The 14,415-nt window shown below is 49.1% G+C and carries 26 protein-coding genes; 20 read left to right on the forward strand and 6 right to left on the reverse strand.

Features of this window, described 5'->3' with window-relative positions; translation table 11 throughout:
• Positions 1-110: 110 nt before the first annotated feature.
• Genes P3L40_RS23230 through P3L40_RS23255 form a run of 6 tightly spaced genes read right to left on the reverse strand, consistent with a single transcriptional unit; the run spans position 111 to position 3,733 of the window.
• Positions 111-530: a hypothetical protein gene (locus P3L40_RS23230; RefSeq protein ID WP_094962577.1), complete on the reverse strand. Its 420-nt coding sequence runs from the start codon at positions 528-530 to the stop codon at positions 111-113.
• Entirely contained in the window at positions 530-1,045 is a 516-nt protein-coding gene (locus P3L40_RS23235; protein WP_094962578.1) for a FlhC family transcriptional regulator, read from the reverse strand. Before P3L40_RS23235 ends, P3L40_RS23230 begins: the two co-directional genes overlap by 1 nt.
• Positions 1,042-1,575, reverse strand: a complete 534-nt coding sequence (locus tag P3L40_RS23240) for a hypothetical protein (protein WP_131680373.1) — start codon at positions 1,573-1,575, stop codon at positions 1,042-1,044. The genes P3L40_RS23235 and P3L40_RS23240 overlap by 4 nt, the downstream gene beginning before the upstream one ends.
• Positions 1,568-2,131 carry a transglycosylase SLT domain-containing protein gene (locus tag P3L40_RS23245; protein ID WP_131680374.1) on the reverse strand — a complete coding sequence of 188 codons (564 nt, stop codon included), beginning with the start codon at positions 2,129-2,131 and terminating at the stop codon, positions 1,568-1,570. The genes P3L40_RS23240 and P3L40_RS23245 overlap by 8 nt, the downstream gene beginning before the upstream one ends.
• 29 nt (positions 2,132-2,160) lie before the next feature.
• Positions 2,161-2,691 carry a hypothetical protein gene (locus P3L40_RS23250; RefSeq protein WP_131680375.1) on the reverse strand — a complete coding sequence of 177 codons (531 nt, stop codon included), beginning with the start codon at positions 2,689-2,691 and terminating at the stop codon, positions 2,161-2,163.
• Between the two features lie 16 nt (positions 2,692-2,707).
• Complete coding sequence (locus P3L40_RS23255) at positions 2,708-3,733, reverse strand: ParM/StbA family protein (RefSeq protein ID WP_136135409.1); 1,026 nt, start codon at positions 3,731-3,733, stop codon at positions 2,708-2,710.
• A 1,012-nt stretch (positions 3,734-4,745) separates the two neighbouring features.
• Here P3L40_RS23255 and mobI point away from each other — a divergent pair.
• From mobI to P3L40_RS23355, 20 genes are all read left to right on the forward strand, one after another.
• Entirely contained in the window at positions 4,746-5,177 is a 432-nt protein-coding gene (gene mobI, locus P3L40_RS23260; protein ID WP_094962583.1) for a conjugative transfer protein MobI(A/C), read from the forward strand.
• Positions 5,178-5,245: 68 nt separating this feature from the next.
• Entirely contained in the window at positions 5,246-5,734 is a 489-nt protein-coding gene (locus P3L40_RS23265) for a hypothetical protein (RefSeq protein WP_094962584.1), read from the forward strand.
• A gap of 998 nt (positions 5,735-6,732) precedes the next feature.
• Complete coding sequence (locus tag P3L40_RS23270; RefSeq protein WP_131680377.1) at positions 6,733-7,152, forward strand: hypothetical protein; 420 nt, start codon at positions 6,733-6,735, stop codon at positions 7,150-7,152.
• 201 nt (positions 7,153-7,353) lie between these two features.
• Positions 7,354-7,647, forward strand: a complete 294-nt coding sequence (locus tag P3L40_RS23275; protein WP_094962587.1) for a hypothetical protein — start codon at positions 7,354-7,356, stop codon at positions 7,645-7,647.
• 185 nt (positions 7,648-7,832) lie between these two features.
• Entirely contained in the window at positions 7,833-8,090 is a 258-nt protein-coding gene (yfaE, locus tag P3L40_RS23280) for a class I ribonucleotide reductase maintenance protein YfaE (protein WP_131680378.1), read from the forward strand.
• 280 nt (positions 8,091-8,370) lie between these two features.
• Positions 8,371-8,739, forward strand: a complete 369-nt coding sequence (locus P3L40_RS23285; RefSeq protein WP_131680379.1) for a hypothetical protein — start codon at positions 8,371-8,373, stop codon at positions 8,737-8,739.
• Positions 8,736-9,098 (forward strand): hypothetical protein, encoded by a 363-nt coding sequence (locus tag P3L40_RS23290; protein ID WP_136135408.1) that lies wholly within the window; start codon positions 8,736-8,738, stop codon positions 9,096-9,098. The genes P3L40_RS23285 and P3L40_RS23290 overlap by 4 nt, the downstream gene beginning before the upstream one ends.
• Positions 9,095-9,421, forward strand: coding sequence for a hypothetical protein (locus P3L40_RS23295; RefSeq protein WP_131680381.1), 327 nt, complete (start codon positions 9,095-9,097; stop codon positions 9,419-9,421). The genes P3L40_RS23290 and P3L40_RS23295 overlap by 4 nt, the downstream gene beginning before the upstream one ends.
• A 10-nt stretch (positions 9,422-9,431) precedes the next feature.
• Positions 9,432-9,977 carry a hypothetical protein gene (locus P3L40_RS23300; RefSeq protein WP_136135407.1) on the forward strand — a complete coding sequence of 182 codons (546 nt, stop codon included), beginning with the start codon at positions 9,432-9,434 and terminating at the stop codon, positions 9,975-9,977.
• A complete protein-coding gene (locus tag P3L40_RS23305) occupies positions 9,955-10,620 on the forward strand; it encodes an HD family hydrolase (RefSeq protein WP_410482072.1) in 666 nt (221 codons plus the stop codon). The genes P3L40_RS23300 and P3L40_RS23305 overlap by 23 nt, the downstream gene beginning before the upstream one ends.
• 75 nt (positions 10,621-10,695) lie before the next feature.
• Positions 10,696-11,001, forward strand: coding sequence for a hypothetical protein (locus tag P3L40_RS23310; RefSeq protein ID WP_131680383.1), 306 nt, complete (start codon positions 10,696-10,698; stop codon positions 10,999-11,001).
• A 164-nt stretch (positions 11,002-11,165) separates the two neighbouring features.
• A complete protein-coding gene (locus P3L40_RS23315) occupies positions 11,166-11,684 on the forward strand; it encodes a hypothetical protein (RefSeq protein WP_131680384.1) in 519 nt (172 codons plus the stop codon).
• A gap of 165 nt (positions 11,685-11,849) precedes the next feature.
• Positions 11,850-12,083, forward strand: a complete 234-nt coding sequence (locus P3L40_RS23320; RefSeq protein WP_136135406.1) for a hypothetical protein — start codon at positions 11,850-11,852, stop codon at positions 12,081-12,083.
• A 23-nt stretch (positions 12,084-12,106) separates the two neighbouring features.
• Entirely contained in the window at positions 12,107-12,334 is a 228-nt protein-coding gene (locus P3L40_RS23325; RefSeq protein WP_042847181.1) for a hypothetical protein, read from the forward strand.
• A gap of 43 nt (positions 12,335-12,377) precedes the next feature.
• Positions 12,378-12,716 carry a hypothetical protein gene (locus tag P3L40_RS23330; RefSeq protein WP_131680386.1) on the forward strand — a complete coding sequence of 113 codons (339 nt, stop codon included), beginning with the start codon at positions 12,378-12,380 and terminating at the stop codon, positions 12,714-12,716.
• Positions 12,717-12,725: 9 nt separating this feature from the next.
• Positions 12,726-12,929, forward strand: a complete 204-nt coding sequence (locus tag P3L40_RS23335) for a hypothetical protein (RefSeq protein ID WP_131680387.1) — start codon at positions 12,726-12,728, stop codon at positions 12,927-12,929.
• Positions 12,930-13,127: 198 nt separating this feature from the next.
• Positions 13,128-13,568, forward strand: a complete 441-nt coding sequence (locus P3L40_RS23340; protein WP_131680388.1) for a hypothetical protein — start codon at positions 13,128-13,130, stop codon at positions 13,566-13,568.
• Positions 13,569-13,633: 65 nt separating this feature from the next.
• Positions 13,634-13,837: a hypothetical protein gene (locus P3L40_RS23345; protein WP_131680389.1), complete on the forward strand. Its 204-nt coding sequence runs from the start codon at positions 13,634-13,636 to the stop codon at positions 13,835-13,837.
• Between the two features lie 51 nt (positions 13,838-13,888).
• On the forward strand, positions 13,889-14,158 hold the full coding sequence (locus P3L40_RS23350; RefSeq protein WP_131680390.1) for a hypothetical protein: 270 nt from the start codon (positions 13,889-13,891) through the stop codon (positions 14,156-14,158).
• Positions 14,155-14,391, forward strand: a complete 237-nt coding sequence (locus tag P3L40_RS23355; protein ID WP_131680391.1) for a hypothetical protein — start codon at positions 14,155-14,157, stop codon at positions 14,389-14,391. Before P3L40_RS23350 ends, P3L40_RS23355 begins: the two co-directional genes overlap by 4 nt.
• Positions 14,392-14,415 lie beyond the last annotated feature (24 nt).

Genomic DNA, 14,415 nt, shown 5'->3' on the forward strand with positions numbered 1-14,415 from the left:
TAGTTTTTCGTGTTGAGATCATAGTAACCCCGCCTTAACCGCTGACGAAGAAATCTGAGCAAAAAAAATCCCCTATTTTTAAATAAGGGATCTATCGCTATGAATTTGATTTAAATTGAATCTTTCCAAGCGGTTAGCACTTGCTGATGGCTGCATGACGCATCTTTCGTGCAAGGTACTTTAATGGCGGGTTCGAAATTGCCCGGAATAAAATCCCCTGATTGAGGGTAAATCTCTGTCTTCAGTTCTGGGTCGTAGAAAACAAAAGGTGCATACACTTTGTTTACCCCCCATCCCCAGCCAACAGAATCTGGAATGATGTACCCCGCCGTGGAGGAAATGTCTTTCACGATCAGCCGTTTCTTAAACTCGCCAAACTTTGACTTGCAAAGCTCAGGTGAGTCCAGTTTCTGGCACAGATTCACGCGCATATAACCAGGTGCGACCAACTGGCTACCCGGCAACGTTTTAAAAGCACATCCCTGCAAAGCTAATACTGCCAATACCCCAACTAAAATACGCATTTGCATTAATGAGCCTTATCTTCGCAGAACGGGCACTTCTGCTTTTTATTCGAACGATCACCGTCAAAAGGAGTGATGAAGGACATTTTGCAATGTACGCATTTCACCATTCGGATCTCATCAGAACGGAAGTCACGCGCCAGTGTCCAGGCCTCATTTGGATGAAGCATAACATCTGCCGCAATTGTCGGTCTGAAGCGCATATTCAGTTCGCGATAGACTTCAAATGAATCGACGACTTCACTGATATCATCCTGATTGCTAGGGTCTTTGGCGCGACGAAGATAGATGCTCATAAAGTTGGTAGCTTCCAATTTTTTAGGCTGTGAAGCCAAGAAAGTTTCCGAGAGTTTCAAGCGTCCAATTGCCACTTCTTCCTGACCGAACTGTTTTTTCAAATGGTCAATGAGTCGGTCACTGGCATTCAACGACGTGGTGATGATGCGACGTCGGAATCCCAGTTTGACCATCCGCTGTGCCAAAGCAAAAATGTCTTCATCTTTTACGAGTGCGGCTTTCATAGATCTGTGCTCCAATGTTCATAACGTAATTGTAAATAGGCTGGCAAAGTCATGTGCGGGTTATCACTGCCAAAGACTGAGCTCCACTCTCCAGAAGCGAGCTCACGCAGCGAACGAACTGGTTTGATATACAGCTCACCTTTTATGATGGCGTCAATTGTTTGACTGTCATCGAGCCGCTCAATGAAGTTCAACGCTTCATCGGAGCCTAACCAATAAAATGACTCGGCCAGCGTGCCGTTTAGAATTTTCACCCGGATGCTGAACACGAGAAGTGCGAGCCGGAGAATATAGGAGTCATGCCGGACGAAGTTATCCACTTCAGTGAGTTTACGACCAGGCATGTAGTCAACGATGAATACAGGTACGTTGTAAGATTTAACAGATTTTGTCAGCTGAGCTAAAAGGTCTTTGTCTTTTAACACGGAGCGGTCATCTTCAGACAGGACAAACGGACTGCGGAAAAAAGATTGCGCGCGTGTTTCCAGTGAAGCGGCACAGCTTAATAAAGAGATATTTTCATTAACCATTTTCAATCAGCCTCTTCCAGATCCTGAGCACATTCGTACCGTACCAACGCGCTTTTTCACGCAGTGCCGGGTTCGGAGTGTGATAACTACCTATTGCTAAAACGATGTCATCTGGGGAGTTTTTGATAGCGTTGCATAACACTTTCGCACCAACCCGAATGTTAGTGTCTACATCCAGAAGTTCTTCTGGATTGCTGACGTACTTCCCGTTCCAGCGATAGTTGACCTGGGCGATACCGATATCGGTTACTTTAGATGCGGCCATATAGCGCTTAAGCGCACGTTTCGCATCTTCGTAGTTTTTTGGATAGTAGGCACCGTAAACTGCATTATTCAGTGCCCACGGACTTGGGGCGACATAACCGCCGCCACCGGCACGCTGTTTGCTTTCCCATAAAGCAACGGCGTATAAGAGATGTGGATCAAGACCGCATTCTTTCTTGGCATGTTTTTCCCATGCCGTTCCTCGCAAATCAACCACACCAGCTTGTGCTGGAAGTATTTGAGATGAGAGGATTACTGCTGCCACACTGGCGCTTAACAGTAATTTACCCATTTTGTTTACCCCTAACCCAACAGAGTGGCTTAGCCTAAGCGGAACCGTTTACGCGGTAACGCGGGCTCTGTTTGGATCGATTTTTCAGCGTTTACATCGGTATCCCTCACAGTGGATTGAGCGCCCACTGATACCGACAATGTATTTTCGCTTCCTGCCTCGCTCTTCATCAGCACCGCCCCACACGGCTCCGAAGACTCAATAATGCTTCCTGGTATATTGGATACTGCTTTTACTGCTTGTGATACCAACGGCTGAGCTACTTGCTGTTTTGCTAACTCAGGTTGGTTTTCAGAATAAGACGATTGTAGACCGGTCCCCACCGGCGACGAAATATTCTGCCCTTTTTCTTCTCCTTTTTCCAATTTTTGTGAGCGCGGCTTCTCGCTAACCTTTCCTTTCTTGTAGATTTTGGGCGCAGCTTCGCGCCCTAACCCTTCAAGATAAGCCCTGTTCGCCAGGGCTACCAGTGCGCTACTTCTTTTGCCCGGCGGACAGGAGTCAAGGTACGCAGCGAGCTCAGGACAAAGAATGTCATTAATCGTCACCCGTAACTGCATGGCGCATCCTTATCCTTTATTCGTCACCGTAAATGACAGTGTCAACGCCGTAGTTCCAGAAGCCAATTGCGTTGCTGGCTACCGGATTGGGGCTTGTAACAACGCGGGCATTCTGGAAGGCTTCCCGCACAGCCAATTCATAATAAGGAGCGCCACCCCCGGCTGTGACAATGATGTGAATTGCGCCCAACGAGCGGACATTTTTGCGTAGCTCTTTCACCACGCCACCCGCGATCTGCGGAATAACTTTGCTTAGCAGTGGCTTGATTTCAATGTGGCGCGCCCCATTAAAGAATGTTGGCGCATCTTTACGCAGTGCGATTTCGACCATTTCCGGCAGGTCATCCCGACGCTCATGCGGGTTTTCTTCATTGAGCGTGCGCACAATCCCTTCAATGATCGTACTGGTCGCTTTCAGTGAAGAACCACTGGAGCTCATCACACGGCTACCGTTGCTGAAAGCCACATAATCCATAGAGAAAAAACCAGGGTCGATGACCAAAATATTGGACTCAGACAGTTCATCCTCACTGATAAAGCCTTCGCGATTAGCAACATCGTTAATAACACCAACGCCTTGTGGGATCACCATCACTTGCTTGACGGTTACTTTCGTGGTCGGATTAATCGCGAACGTTCCCGTTAATCTGGCGACCAACTTGGAGCGTTCGTTATCATCACTGGCGAGCCTTACTGGCAAACCGGTTACCAACAGGTCAATGGTATTCCCAACTTGTTCGGCAATTTTCGCCAGCGCGCCAAAGTACAGCGCCAAGTACATTTCCGTGGTGTGATAACTGTCATGCAGTTCACGCCCGTCCGGACGATCTGTGAATGCACGCCACATGTTCCCGTTCGGGTAGACGGTGACTTCATGATCACGGTTGCGCTTCACCAAATTCACGTCTTCCTCTTCCTCCGTGGTGGCATATGCCGGGAAAATTGAGACGTCTGGCACAGAAGCAAAAGCATCGCCAGTCGCAATTTTGACGTTGCTGTAACCAATATCCACACCACATACGACCGCGTTTTTCTTACTCATTTGTTAACCTTTTATTAACATAACAACAATTTGCGACACCCTTCTGTCCCCCCTCATCCTTGCCCTTTCATTCTGTAGGCAAGGTGAAACAGTTGTGATGTCACCCCGAAAAATTCGTTCGCCCCGAGACAATCGGAGCACATCATAGCCATTCAAAAAATACAAAACACCCTTTTTTATCGACAAAACGGGGACAAAAAAGGCCATAATTCACGGCTATTTTTGGCCGTGATTAATGGCTAGATTTAGCCCTCATTTAAGGCCTGATTTGTCCCTGATTTGTGGCTAGATATAGCCGTAAATCAGGGCTGTCGATTCATGATGAAACCTTGTTTTTAATGCACATTACCCTTTGGTTTTATCATGAGCATCTCCGCTGACGAAATTACCTAACCCAAATAAAGGTCATAATTTCACCAATTAGACCAAAATATTTTTAACAGCCAACTCTGACTATCCCACCTCTTTTATGTCGATTTTCTGACCATTTAGAGGATGGGCTGGGTGGGATTAATTTGGTTGCAAATCAGAAAAGCACCCCATTTTGAGGACAAAAAAACTTGATGGGAAGTGTTGTTTTGGTGCTTAGTGTGCCTGGTGATTAGAAAACGGAACGACTTTTAAACTCTGATGCCTTTCTTTTCGCCATGAGAGTGCTAATCACGGGAAATGCCACAAGATAACTCTGATGCCATATTATATACGGGGTTGACTCAAAGGCAGTGAACAGGTCTCTTCAGAGCCCGAAATGACGTCTATTTGCAAAAAGGTATTTTCATGCGTCAACTCGACAACTCTGATGCCTTTCTTTTCGCCATGAGAGTGCAAAAAAAGAGAAAGAGTCCATGAGATCACTAAGGCGGCGTAATAATATTACTGCTTTTTTGGTAAAACTGACTTTTTGAGTCGATTTTGGGTGTTTTTGCTTTAGCCGGAAGAGATCTCATGTGGGGTAATAATAGGGGTTCCGTTTTTTTGAACCTTTTTGAATTTTTAATGTGAGGGTAACTCGATGGATGTGGAAAGCTACATCAAGCATCTGGAGGAAAGCGTCAAAGCCCTGGACAGATCGGCGGATGTTTTGACTGCCGAAGCTACAACGCTGAGAGAAGATTTTTGGAAGCTGGCGACCGCTGGTGGTGAAAAAGCGCATTACTCATTCAACGTTGTTAAGCAGGGGCCATCTGTTCGGATCCGCTGGGCAAGGATGACTCCATTGCGAAAAGCAGGTGGGGAAGTTGCAAGGGTGGTTCCGAAATATTTGAAGGTGAACAAGGGGGAAAGTTATCCTGCGAAAGTTTTCACGGATGCAACACCCCGTGAATTGACCCTCATTGTGACCTACGAACCGCAGCTTAGTTTGATCCGTTCTGAGATGAAAAAGAACCGAGCAATTAGGCAGCTGTTATCTCGACGGATAACGGAGAGCAGGAAGCAGCTTTAGCGTGGGGCTTTAGTTGTGTAAACAAAACGACCGGTATGGTTTAATTTAACTTTAGAGGGCTATTGAGAATGTCTCACGAAAACGTTAACAAGAATGCAACAACAGCAATCGGTGAGGTCTGTGCAAATTTCACCCGTAACCTGGGCACTAAGCACGAAGAGTTGCTTTGGGGGGTTAAGGCGTCTCGTGACATTCTAACCGGTACTGTGGAAACCGTTAATGCTATCGCGGGTCACAAGAAAGTCGCGGCAGTGAAAGTTCTTGCTCAGGCAGATAACGATCTGGCTGCACTGGAAGTCTTTGCGAAGGGGTTACAGCGCAACACTCTGGTATATATCCCTCATGCTGATGATTGGGATCAGGATGTGCTCTTGAAGGTGATGGCACTATTCGGGGCGCGTCAGTCGAAATGCATGCTGGGTTTCTCTGAGCCTTCACGCTTGTGCTTCGGGATCTACATGTTCCTGGTCAGTTATCAGGTTGATGCTGAGTACAACGTCTCGCGCTGGTCTCTCAATATGAGTGCGCCAATTCACGAGCTTGCTTCCCTGAGCTGATTTAACACATCGCCTTAGTCAATCTGAAACCGGGCAACGTCCCGGTTTTTTTGCACCCAAATATAACCACGTCACCTTCTGTTAAGTGAGCCTTCAGGCGATCAGTTAGTGAGCCTTTAGGCGACCCTCGGGCTTTCAGTGGGCACTTTGGTATCAGGAAGGATTTCGGGATAACAGGGTTTGTTTTTTGCGGGGAGTGTTAGCGATCGGGATAGGTGGGAAGGTAAACGAAACGAGAAGGCACGTATTTGTTTTGGTTTTGTATCACGGATGGTGGGTGTGATGGGTAAACAAAGGGAGAATGCGGTCATGATTTGTTGTTTTGTTTTTGTTGTTTTGTGTGTGGATATTGAGGTCGATAGATTGGGTGGGAAAGATTACAGGGCTTGAGTCAAACACTTCGCGGGTCGCGGATGGTGGGTTCAGTATGATGTTGAGATGAGCGGGATGTCTCGAAGGAATTTCCTCCGGGGGTTTTTGTGGATTTTGTTTTTCCGCTGGGGGTGTTGGTGTTTTTGGCGGTTTTTTCCTCTGGGGGTGTTGGCGGTTTTTGCGTTTTTTCCCTCTGGGGGTGTTTAGCGATGTGGTTTTGAGACCGTCCCAAAACGGGCGCAAAACGAGGTGGAAAACCTTTGCCTGAATATTTCCGCTGCCATATTCTGCATTTTGAATTTCCCGGCACCTGTTTGCGTTGTGTAATCCGCCAGCTTTGGTTGGGAGGTCTCTCAGGGTGGGTACAGGATGAAGGTTCTCCGCACCTCTCGGGAGTCTATCATGCTGTTGACTCCCCAGATTTCACGTAGCGCTACCAGGGGGGGAAGGTAACCGACAGTTGGGTGATCTGCTGAGGTTGGATAAAACGGCATCCAGTCTTTTGTTGTGAATGCATCGCCTGTGTAGTTTGTCATCAAGATAATCGCTTTTGTTATCCGTGGGGGATGGCTTAGGCGTGGTGCGATCGGATCTGCTGGTCGCAATTTCAAAACAAGGGGGTAAGTGTGAGTATCGAAACGACGAAGGCACCGATCGAGTCGGGCATGTTTGGAAGTTCAATCCCGGCCCCTGGGTCACTGTACTGGTTTAACGTCTCGTTGCTGTTTTTGGTTGTGGCGGGTATGAATGCTCTGGCTGACGGAGCTTTTCCGAGCCTGTTTATTTGTTTCGCTTTGTTTGGTTGTGCTGTTTATGGTTGGCTCCAGCCATTGGCGAACGGAGAGCGCCGGTTGGTATCCGTACCTGGTTTCTTGTTTTACTCAGGTTTCATGTGGGCGTTCATGAACATCCAGCAACATGTGTTGCATGAGCCAATTGGGTTTACTGGAACGATGTGCGTTGTGTTGAGTTCGTTCGTTGGTTTTTACTTGGGTCGCTATATGCGGATCGGGCGGTTTTCGCTGACACCTCCGGCCGCTGAATAACGCGAACGCTATTCAGGAATTGAAACCGCCTTCGAATGGGCGGTTTTTTATTTTGGGAACCGTGAACTGGAAAAGAACTTGTTGTTATCCAGTGAGGGGTTGGCCGAGAGAATCGCTGGCAAGTTCAACCGATCCCTCTTTGTCGGGGAAATGCTGGTGGTAGGATTGTCCACAGGTTGAAATTCAACATTGGAGAAGCGAATGGAATTAGTAGGTAAAGTCAAAACGGCGAGTGGTTATGCGAGTGCATCGGTAGAGGCGGCTTTCAATCGTGTGGTTCACGGTGAGCTGGTTGAGTTTTTGGTAACCCGGTCAATGGAAGACCAGCACCTGGTTGTAACTCATAAGGCTTCGGGGCGGATGGTTTGCCCGATTGACTTCCTGGCAACGGCATTGGAGGGGGCCGAGTCAGCAGGACGTAAAGCGCTGGACGCGTTCCTGTTCAACGTGGGTGAGCGGCGATTTATTGATGCGGTAGGCCGTTCGGTAGCATAGGGATTGATGTTGTTAACAGGATCGGAAAAGGATCCGGATCCCCTCTCATTGTCTCTCTGAGCCTCTCAGGGCGATTTTTACGTTCAAATCGGAGTAGGATTACATGGGAATCAATAAAACGTCTCTGAGGCCTTCTGAGGCGTTTTTAGCGATTCGAAGTATCGGTTGGATCTGAGGGTGGTGAAATGCCTGGTTGTATTCATGCAGTACAGAGCGGGAAGAGGATAGAGTCCACCAGCGCTAAGGGCACAATGCTGGAGCGATTGGAATCGGTGGGTATCGCAGTTGAGTATCAGTGCCGGGAAGGTTACTGCGGATCGTGTCGGATTAGGCTACTGGCTGGTGAAGTTGAGTATCTGGCTAAGCCTTTGGCGTTCGTTAATCCAGGCGAAGTGTTGCCTTGCTGTTGTCGCCCGATGGGTGATGTGACGCTGGATATCTGATCGGCTTCGTTTTATGCTCGACGGGCCGATTCGACACTCTGCATTATCAGCTATTCATACTGGGTATGATTAGGTTATTAGGTCTGTCAATTCAGTCTATTCATATCCGGTATGATTAAGCGCCACCAGCAACGGTGGTGTTTTTGTTTCTGACATTTTGCATGCGAATTTCCCGTTATCCCTTCGCCCAAAAAGACCTTTTTTGTGTCCATTTGCTATTCGTCAGCCAAATACCCCGTGATAGTTTGGGGTCATGTTAATCAATCACGGAGTTACCGGTATGGCACTTTATCAACCTCATCAGGTCTTGCTGGCATTTAGCGATGACTGTTTCAGTACCGTTCGGGGCGCATTGCGTCCATACATCATGATGGCAGTTGTGTTGATTGAACTGGCGCTGGTGGTTTGGATCCATGATGGCAGCGATCACCTTTCGGTAACGTCCTTCCCGGCATTGGCCTTCTCTCTCATCAGTAGTGGAGTTCTGGTTTATGCCCTTCACATACTACGGGTTAAACGGCGGGCTAATTACCGGGACTATCTCTCATCCGTACCGGCGGAGCTCATCACGTTGAACGCGAAAAAGATGGATGCCGTTACCCGCAAAGAGATTGCCGATTGGCAGGATAACCAAAAGGTGACCCTATGACTTTCCTGAAAAGATTGGAAAACCATAAGGCATTCCTCGCCAGCGTCTCCCTCATCATCGCTACCCTGATCGGCGCGACAACTTTTGAGGTGGTGAACCGTCCAGCTGTTTTCATGTTGACTGCCATGCCAGCGGTGAACGCCTCAGTATTGGTTCCGTCACGGATGGGGCCAGGGCTCTTTTTGCTTATGCCGTGTGTGGTGCAAGTTTCTACCGCAGGTATTGTGTGGTGTTTTACCTCGCAGGGCTGGACGGACTCGCTGGGGATTGGAGCTTTACTCATCGTGGCCTACGTCGTGATGACACCCCAAAACCAGGACGATAAGTTTGCTGGGAAATCCTGTGGAGGCTCTCAGTGATGTTTCTAAACGCGTTTCGTGAAGATTGGCGTGACGTGTTGTTACTGGTGGTTGTCTTCGCCATTGCGCTGATCGGTTCAAAATTACCTTGGGTGGGTTCGCTGTTCGGTTCCTTCGTGCTGATCGCGCCACCAGCAATTGCGGTCATGGTGATGAAGGTGAAGCGAGGACTATCCTTCGTACTGGCTCCAGCGCTCTGTCTTGTGGCCGAGTCGTTACTTGCCTATCTGGTTACGCCTTATAGCTGGTCGGGGAGTTCGCAGGTCGGGATCATCTCGCTACCGTTCTGTGGGATGGTGTATTTGTTCTGGGATGATCTGTGAGGGATTTGAAATGCAAGTAACGCAACAGCAGGCCGAACTTATGCAGCACGCGCTGGGTATCCATGTGAACAACAGCGTTAGCAGCCGGAACTATTTTCTCGCCAGTGGTAGCGATGAAGAAATTTGGTCTGTGCTGGTGGGCGCAGGTTTCGCTACCAGCCAACCTGCACCGAAATGGATGGGTGGCGGTACCTTGTTCACGGTAACTGAGGCAGGTAAAGCGATCGCCTTGGCTATGTTACCGAAACCCAGAAAGGTGAAGCGCAATAATCACTACCTTCAGTACCTGAATGCGGATTGTGGTGACACCTTCAGTGAGTTCCTGCTGGGTCGTCGCGCTCCCCTGGTTGAGCGTCGAACCCACGGCGATAGTTACCAATATCGGATGTACCGTGAAAAGTATTGCGAATACTACTCGTATCTGGGTCGTGATGTGGAAGGCGATTGGTGCCCTACCCAGAAAGCGGCCAAGGCCAGTTACAAGCTGGCATTAAAATCAGCGCGCGATAAGCGCAAGCAAAATCGGAGAGAAGATGACACTGCCGCATTACACTAAAGAGCAACTCAAAGCCCTTCAGGCTGACACGTCCGGTAATCTGACCGTGTTGGAGCGATCGCTGGTGGCGCAGCTATTGGCAACGATGCGCGTACCCGTAAAGCAAGGCCTCGTTCCTGATTGGATCCTGACTCATAGCGGTAAGCGATTTTCCTTCCAGGATATCGACCCGGAGACAATCGACATTGAGGACATTGCCACGGCGCTGTCCAATATCTGCCGTTTCACGGGTCATCTGGATCAGCATTACAGTGTGGCGCAACACTGCGTGCTCATTAGCCATTTGGTTGAACCGCATCTTGCGTTCGAAGCATTGATGCATGATGCCAGCGAAGCGTATTGCGGTGACGTTAGCAGCCCACTTAAGGCGCGGTTACCGGATTATCGAGAAATCGAAGGCCGTGTCGATCGCGCTATCCGAGCAAAGTACGGATTACCGCTGGTGGAGACGCCGGAAGTCAAGGTCGCCGATCTGCGGATGCTCGCCAGCGAGATGGGGATGTTTGGCCGTCATAATGCTCAGGCGGTTCCAGATCCCGATAAGTATCCACCAGCGGATATTATGGGGTTACGACTTCTTCCGGCGGAGGAAGCCCGCGCTGCTTTCCTTCAGCGATTCGAATTGCTTTACCCTGGAGAATAACCTCCAAAATATAGAGCCGTAGTATACCGAAATGATATACTTCGGCCTATTAAAATCCCAAGAGGTTAATATCCAATGAAAAAATCACTTGTTTTATTGTCTCTGGCCTTTGCGTTACCTGCGCTGGCTCAGGTTGAGTTGCCAGCGACCGAAGGGGAATTCCCAAAGATGCACCTGAACAAAGAGAATGAGCAGATCGCTCGCAAGGTTGCATTTGATTATCTTGCGAACGCAAAGATTTTCATTTCCCAGGGTACGGTGTCTAAAGACACGTTAACCTATGAAGCTATCATTGCAGACCAGCGCTGTACCATTGAGATGGAATTAGATGCCTTTCCGACTCAGCGCTGGCTCGTCAAAAAACTCGACTGCAAGAACTGAAACCCGCCACATCATCATTATCGGCAGACCTCAACATGATGAGGTTTGCCGTCAATATTTCGCATTCAAAATGTCACTCTAATTTTTGTCGCCCTTTTGGCTTCGTCAGCTGTTGAGGTCATGGTTAACTATTCATACAAAAATAATTAACACATGGAGTAATAATGCTAAATCTCATTGCCCGCCTGGCGGAAAGTGGTCATCAAGTCTGGTTTGGTGAAAGTGACACTGTGACGGTAACGCGTGTGAATGGTGATTCACGCGATGTGGTCGAGAGTATCGTCGCCACCGATCCGGCTGCTGTCCTGAATCTGCTATCCCGGTATGGGGCCAACGTTAAGGCCGCAGATGACAAACTGATAATCTGGCGTGACGAGAACGGCGATGATTGGGCTTGCGATCGCGGCAATCTCTATCGCGGTATCCGTGACAACTATGGCGTTCGTTGGGAAGTGAAACTGATTCATGGCATCACTATCCATTCCCCATTCGATGCTGTATTCTGGTTTGCACTGCCTTGGGCGTCCAGCGTTGAAGTGAATGTCCATTTCTCGATCGGTAATACGCTGGTAGTTTCAGCTCCGGCCTATATCACCTTAAACGGTCAACTGGACAAAGATCAGGTTATGGCCTGGGTGAAACTCTCCGGCATGCAAAATGCCACCAGCATTTCCGAACGGTAATATGACTTCTTAACTGCGGGGGGGGAACTCCCCCATTCTGTTCCGCCCTCCCCTCTCAAAAAAATATCTTTTTTTCTTCGATTCGCTTCGTCAGCGGTTAACCGTGGGTGATACTGTTTTCAAGAGCGGTAAACAAAACGAATAATATTAATCGAGGCCAATGCCATGAGCACCACTAATCAAATCACAAAACGTCCGAATCAGGCTCCGGCCCAATTCATGCGTATCGCAAACGAATCTGACCTTTTCAAAAAAGGTCGCACGCTGTGGTATCACTACAGCAGCAGCTTCGGGTATGAGCGTGAGCTGGTTCGTTCTAATACCCAGCGCCTGGCTCAAGGCTGCGGTCTTCCAGTCTCGTTCGTTGAGCGTGCCATCAACCATTATCTGACTCACTAACCCACCAGCGAAAGGATAAAGCCATGAGCGCTATCAACGGAACGTATTGGGTCAAGAACGGGCACACCTTTGGTTATACCTTCCCTGAGCAACCAAACATCTTGGGTGTTCTGGCAAGCAAACCGCAATTGGGCGCTTGCCTGTCTATGGAGCCGCAGCTGATCACACCATCGGATGATATGCGCAAAGCGACTGTGCAGGACTTCGACTTCTTCCGTGTTGTCGTCCCTTCGGACTTCAAACCTGAATAACTGACTGGCACCGACTGAGGTGCCCTTACTGGGATATACCGCAATGAGCGAGAACGAACTGAAGCAACTGATCGCAATGCTGCTTGAAGATGCCAAGCGTATTCAGCAAATCGAACCCAATGCCGGAACTGCCGCACGAATTAACGCGGCCAAGAAAGCGCTTGCCTCTGGTGTCTTTGATGCACTGTTAATGCTGGTGGCATCCACCTACCGCTTGGCAATTGCCGAGGCCGGTTTCGAATATACGGTTGGTGCCGATGGCTCCTTGCTCGTCAGGGATCCTGTCCAATGCAGTAACGGTGCCTTCAAGTGGGTGGAGCACAACATCGTTAAGCTGAGCAGTAACGATGAGGCGTCCAAATTTCTTCTCGAGCGGTGTTAGGGGGTAGGCATGTTTCCTCAGGGCATAGAAGTACGAGCGCACCGTTACACTCAGGCGGGTGGAAAGCGCATGGTGCAATACAGTACCCCTGGCACTAACGGCTGGTTGATCACGAACGGTGAAGTTGCCGATCTCCAGGATGTGCAGGCGCGACATAATGCGCTGCTGATTCATGCTCGCAAAAGTGGGGCATTGGTTAACACCTTCGGTTAATCGCCTCTCCCTTTCATCTTGCCTTCTACCCTGCTCGAATTTTGTCGAGCGGGGCTTTGTTGCTGGTGGATAGGTTTTTGCGAACGATAGTCAGGATTTCAAAATAACTGGCATTATCCCCCTGTATACGTTTCGTCGGCGGTCGGCCTCGTGCGAGAATTTACTCAGTAAACAAAATAAATAACACGAGGAAATACGATGCACACTTTATCCGATCTGCTCCGTCATGCTGGCGTTACCACTCACAAGAAGACTCTGCTGTCTATTCGTGAGCACACCGTGAATTGGGGTCGCAGCGGCCGCGCTGTTCGTCACTTCCCTCGTTATTGTGTTTGGTTCGATACCGAAGACCACAATGATCGTATCGTGTTCACCTTTGAAGCTATCTTGAACCTGAAGCGCACCGCGCCGGAGAAGCTGGCAGACATCAGTATTCAAATCAGCCATTACAGTGACTGGGATCCTGTGAAGCGCCGATTGAATGTCACCCATCCCGAACGTTACCTGAAGGTTGATGGTATGGCTGAAGGCGCTACCGAAAAGACTAAAGCGCTGTGGCAGGAAATTACCGCGCTGACTGAAGGCATGCATCGGGATGACAAACTCAGCTCGTTTGAAGTGACATTCCTGGCACCGTAAACATTCAACTCAGGCCACTGTCGTGGTCTGGGTAATTCCTCCCCTGTTGATATAGTGAGATGACAATGAGTTCTGATTTGAAAATTACCTCTGATGAGGAGCAAGCGGTTTTTGATTCACTGTTGGCGAGTGCGCTGACAGGTGTTGCTTCAACACTCTGGGATAAAAACCGTTCCAATGGGCCAACCCAAGGTGATGTGGCACACGTTGCCTTTTCCCTTGCTGAAGAAGCTTTTAAAATCCGGCAGCAACGTTGCCGTCGAGACTAACTCTTTCGCCTCCGGAGACGGGGGCTGATTTTCCCACCCTGAGGAACAATGATGAATTTCGGTACTCGTGAATACCTGATTAATTACCTGATGAGCAACTTCTCTGAAGGTCAGATGATCGCACTCGACACATTGACACTCGATAACGTCTCCGATATTGCTTCTGACCTTTCCCTGGAACGCGCCCTTACGCCGACCGAGCGGGTACAGGTGCTGTCTGCGGTAGTCGAAGACTATGATGTGAATACTGGGGCTGGCTTTGACCATGTTCGCAAACAGATCGCAGCGCTGGGGATACCTCAGCAGGTAGGTGCCAAATGAAGAAGGGGCTGCGTACGTTTTACTGCACGCTGCCCAATGGCAAAGTGCAAGAAGCTGAGCTGACATGGAAAGCGACCCATGCGGTTGCTTGCCGAACTGAATCCCGCGACTGGTTTGCGCATTCGTGGTGTTCTGCAAAATCTGCGGCGCTGCGCTGTGTCGAGTTAACGCAGCAGGAACAGGGGGCCGAGGTTGAGATCTTGGTCGTTAAAGAGATTCCACCAGCGGAATAGGGTGTGATGTCAGTATCGAACCCG

The sequence above is a fragment of the Providencia sp. PROV040 genome (assembly GCF_032706145.1).
Lineage (GTDB): Bacteria > Pseudomonadota > Gammaproteobacteria > Enterobacterales > Enterobacteriaceae > Providencia > Providencia hangzhouensis.

Excerpts from the sequence above, each read along its gene's own strand:
- P3L40_RS23255 (WP_136135409.1), bottom strand. The coding sequence starts at position 3,733 with ATGAGTAAGAAAAACGCGGTCGTATGTGGTGTGGATATTGGTTACAGC.
- P3L40_RS23235 (WP_094962578.1), bottom strand. The coding sequence starts at position 1,045 with ATGAAAGCCGCACTCGTAAAAGATGAAGACATTTTTGCTTTGGCACAG.
- P3L40_RS23330 (WP_131680386.1), top strand. The coding sequence starts at position 12,378 with ATGAGCGAGAACGAACTGAAGCAACTGATCGCAATGCTGCTTGAAGAT.
- P3L40_RS23325 (WP_042847181.1), top strand. The coding sequence starts at position 12,107 with ATGAGCGCTATCAACGGAACGTATTGGGTCAAGAACGGGCACACCTTT.
- P3L40_RS23335 (WP_131680387.1), top strand. The coding sequence starts at position 12,726 with ATGTTTCCTCAGGGCATAGAAGTACGAGCGCACCGTTACACTCAGGCG.
- P3L40_RS23240 (WP_131680373.1), bottom strand. The coding sequence starts at position 1,575 with ATGGTTAATGAAAATATCTCTTTATTAAGCTGTGCCGCTTCACTGGAA.
- P3L40_RS23300 (WP_136135407.1), top strand. The coding sequence starts at position 9,432 with ATGCAAGTAACGCAACAGCAGGCCGAACTTATGCAGCACGCGCTGGGT.
- P3L40_RS23265 (WP_094962584.1), top strand. The coding sequence starts at position 5,246 with ATGTCTCACGAAAACGTTAACAAGAATGCAACAACAGCAATCGGTGAG.
- P3L40_RS23285 (WP_131680379.1), top strand. The coding sequence starts at position 8,371 with ATGGCACTTTATCAACCTCATCAGGTCTTGCTGGCATTTAGCGATGAC.
- mobI (WP_094962583.1), top strand. The coding sequence starts at position 4,746 with ATGGATGTGGAAAGCTACATCAAGCATCTGGAGGAAAGCGTCAAAGCC.
- P3L40_RS23250 (WP_131680375.1), bottom strand. The coding sequence starts at position 2,691 with ATGCAGTTACGGGTGACGATTAATGACATTCTTTGTCCTGAGCTCGCT.
- P3L40_RS23290 (WP_136135408.1), top strand. The coding sequence starts at position 8,736 with ATGACTTTCCTGAAAAGATTGGAAAACCATAAGGCATTCCTCGCCAGC.
- P3L40_RS23355 (WP_131680391.1), top strand. The coding sequence starts at position 14,155 with ATGAAGAAGGGGCTGCGTACGTTTTACTGCACGCTGCCCAATGGCAAA.
- P3L40_RS23230 (WP_094962577.1), bottom strand. The coding sequence starts at position 530 with ATGCAAATGCGTATTTTAGTTGGGGTATTGGCAGTATTAGCTTTGCAG.
- P3L40_RS23305 (WP_410482072.1), top strand. The coding sequence starts at position 9,955 with ATGACACTGCCGCATTACACTAAAGAGCAACTCAAAGCCCTTCAGGCT.
- P3L40_RS23340 (WP_131680388.1), top strand. The coding sequence starts at position 13,128 with ATGCACACTTTATCCGATCTGCTCCGTCATGCTGGCGTTACCACTCAC.
- P3L40_RS23315 (WP_131680384.1), top strand. The coding sequence starts at position 11,166 with ATGCTAAATCTCATTGCCCGCCTGGCGGAAAGTGGTCATCAAGTCTGG.
- P3L40_RS23310 (WP_131680383.1), top strand. The coding sequence starts at position 10,696 with ATGAAAAAATCACTTGTTTTATTGTCTCTGGCCTTTGCGTTACCTGCG.
- P3L40_RS23275 (WP_094962587.1), top strand. The coding sequence starts at position 7,354 with ATGGAATTAGTAGGTAAAGTCAAAACGGCGAGTGGTTATGCGAGTGCA.
- P3L40_RS23245 (WP_131680374.1), bottom strand. The coding sequence starts at position 2,131 with ATGGGTAAATTACTGTTAAGCGCCAGTGTGGCAGCAGTAATCCTCTCA.
- P3L40_RS23320 (WP_136135406.1), top strand. The coding sequence starts at position 11,850 with ATGAGCACCACTAATCAAATCACAAAACGTCCGAATCAGGCTCCGGCC.
- yfaE (WP_131680378.1), top strand. The coding sequence starts at position 7,833 with ATGCCTGGTTGTATTCATGCAGTACAGAGCGGGAAGAGGATAGAGTCC.
- P3L40_RS23350 (WP_131680390.1), top strand. The coding sequence starts at position 13,889 with ATGAATTTCGGTACTCGTGAATACCTGATTAATTACCTGATGAGCAAC.
- P3L40_RS23345 (WP_131680389.1), top strand. The coding sequence starts at position 13,634 with ATGAGTTCTGATTTGAAAATTACCTCTGATGAGGAGCAAGCGGTTTTT.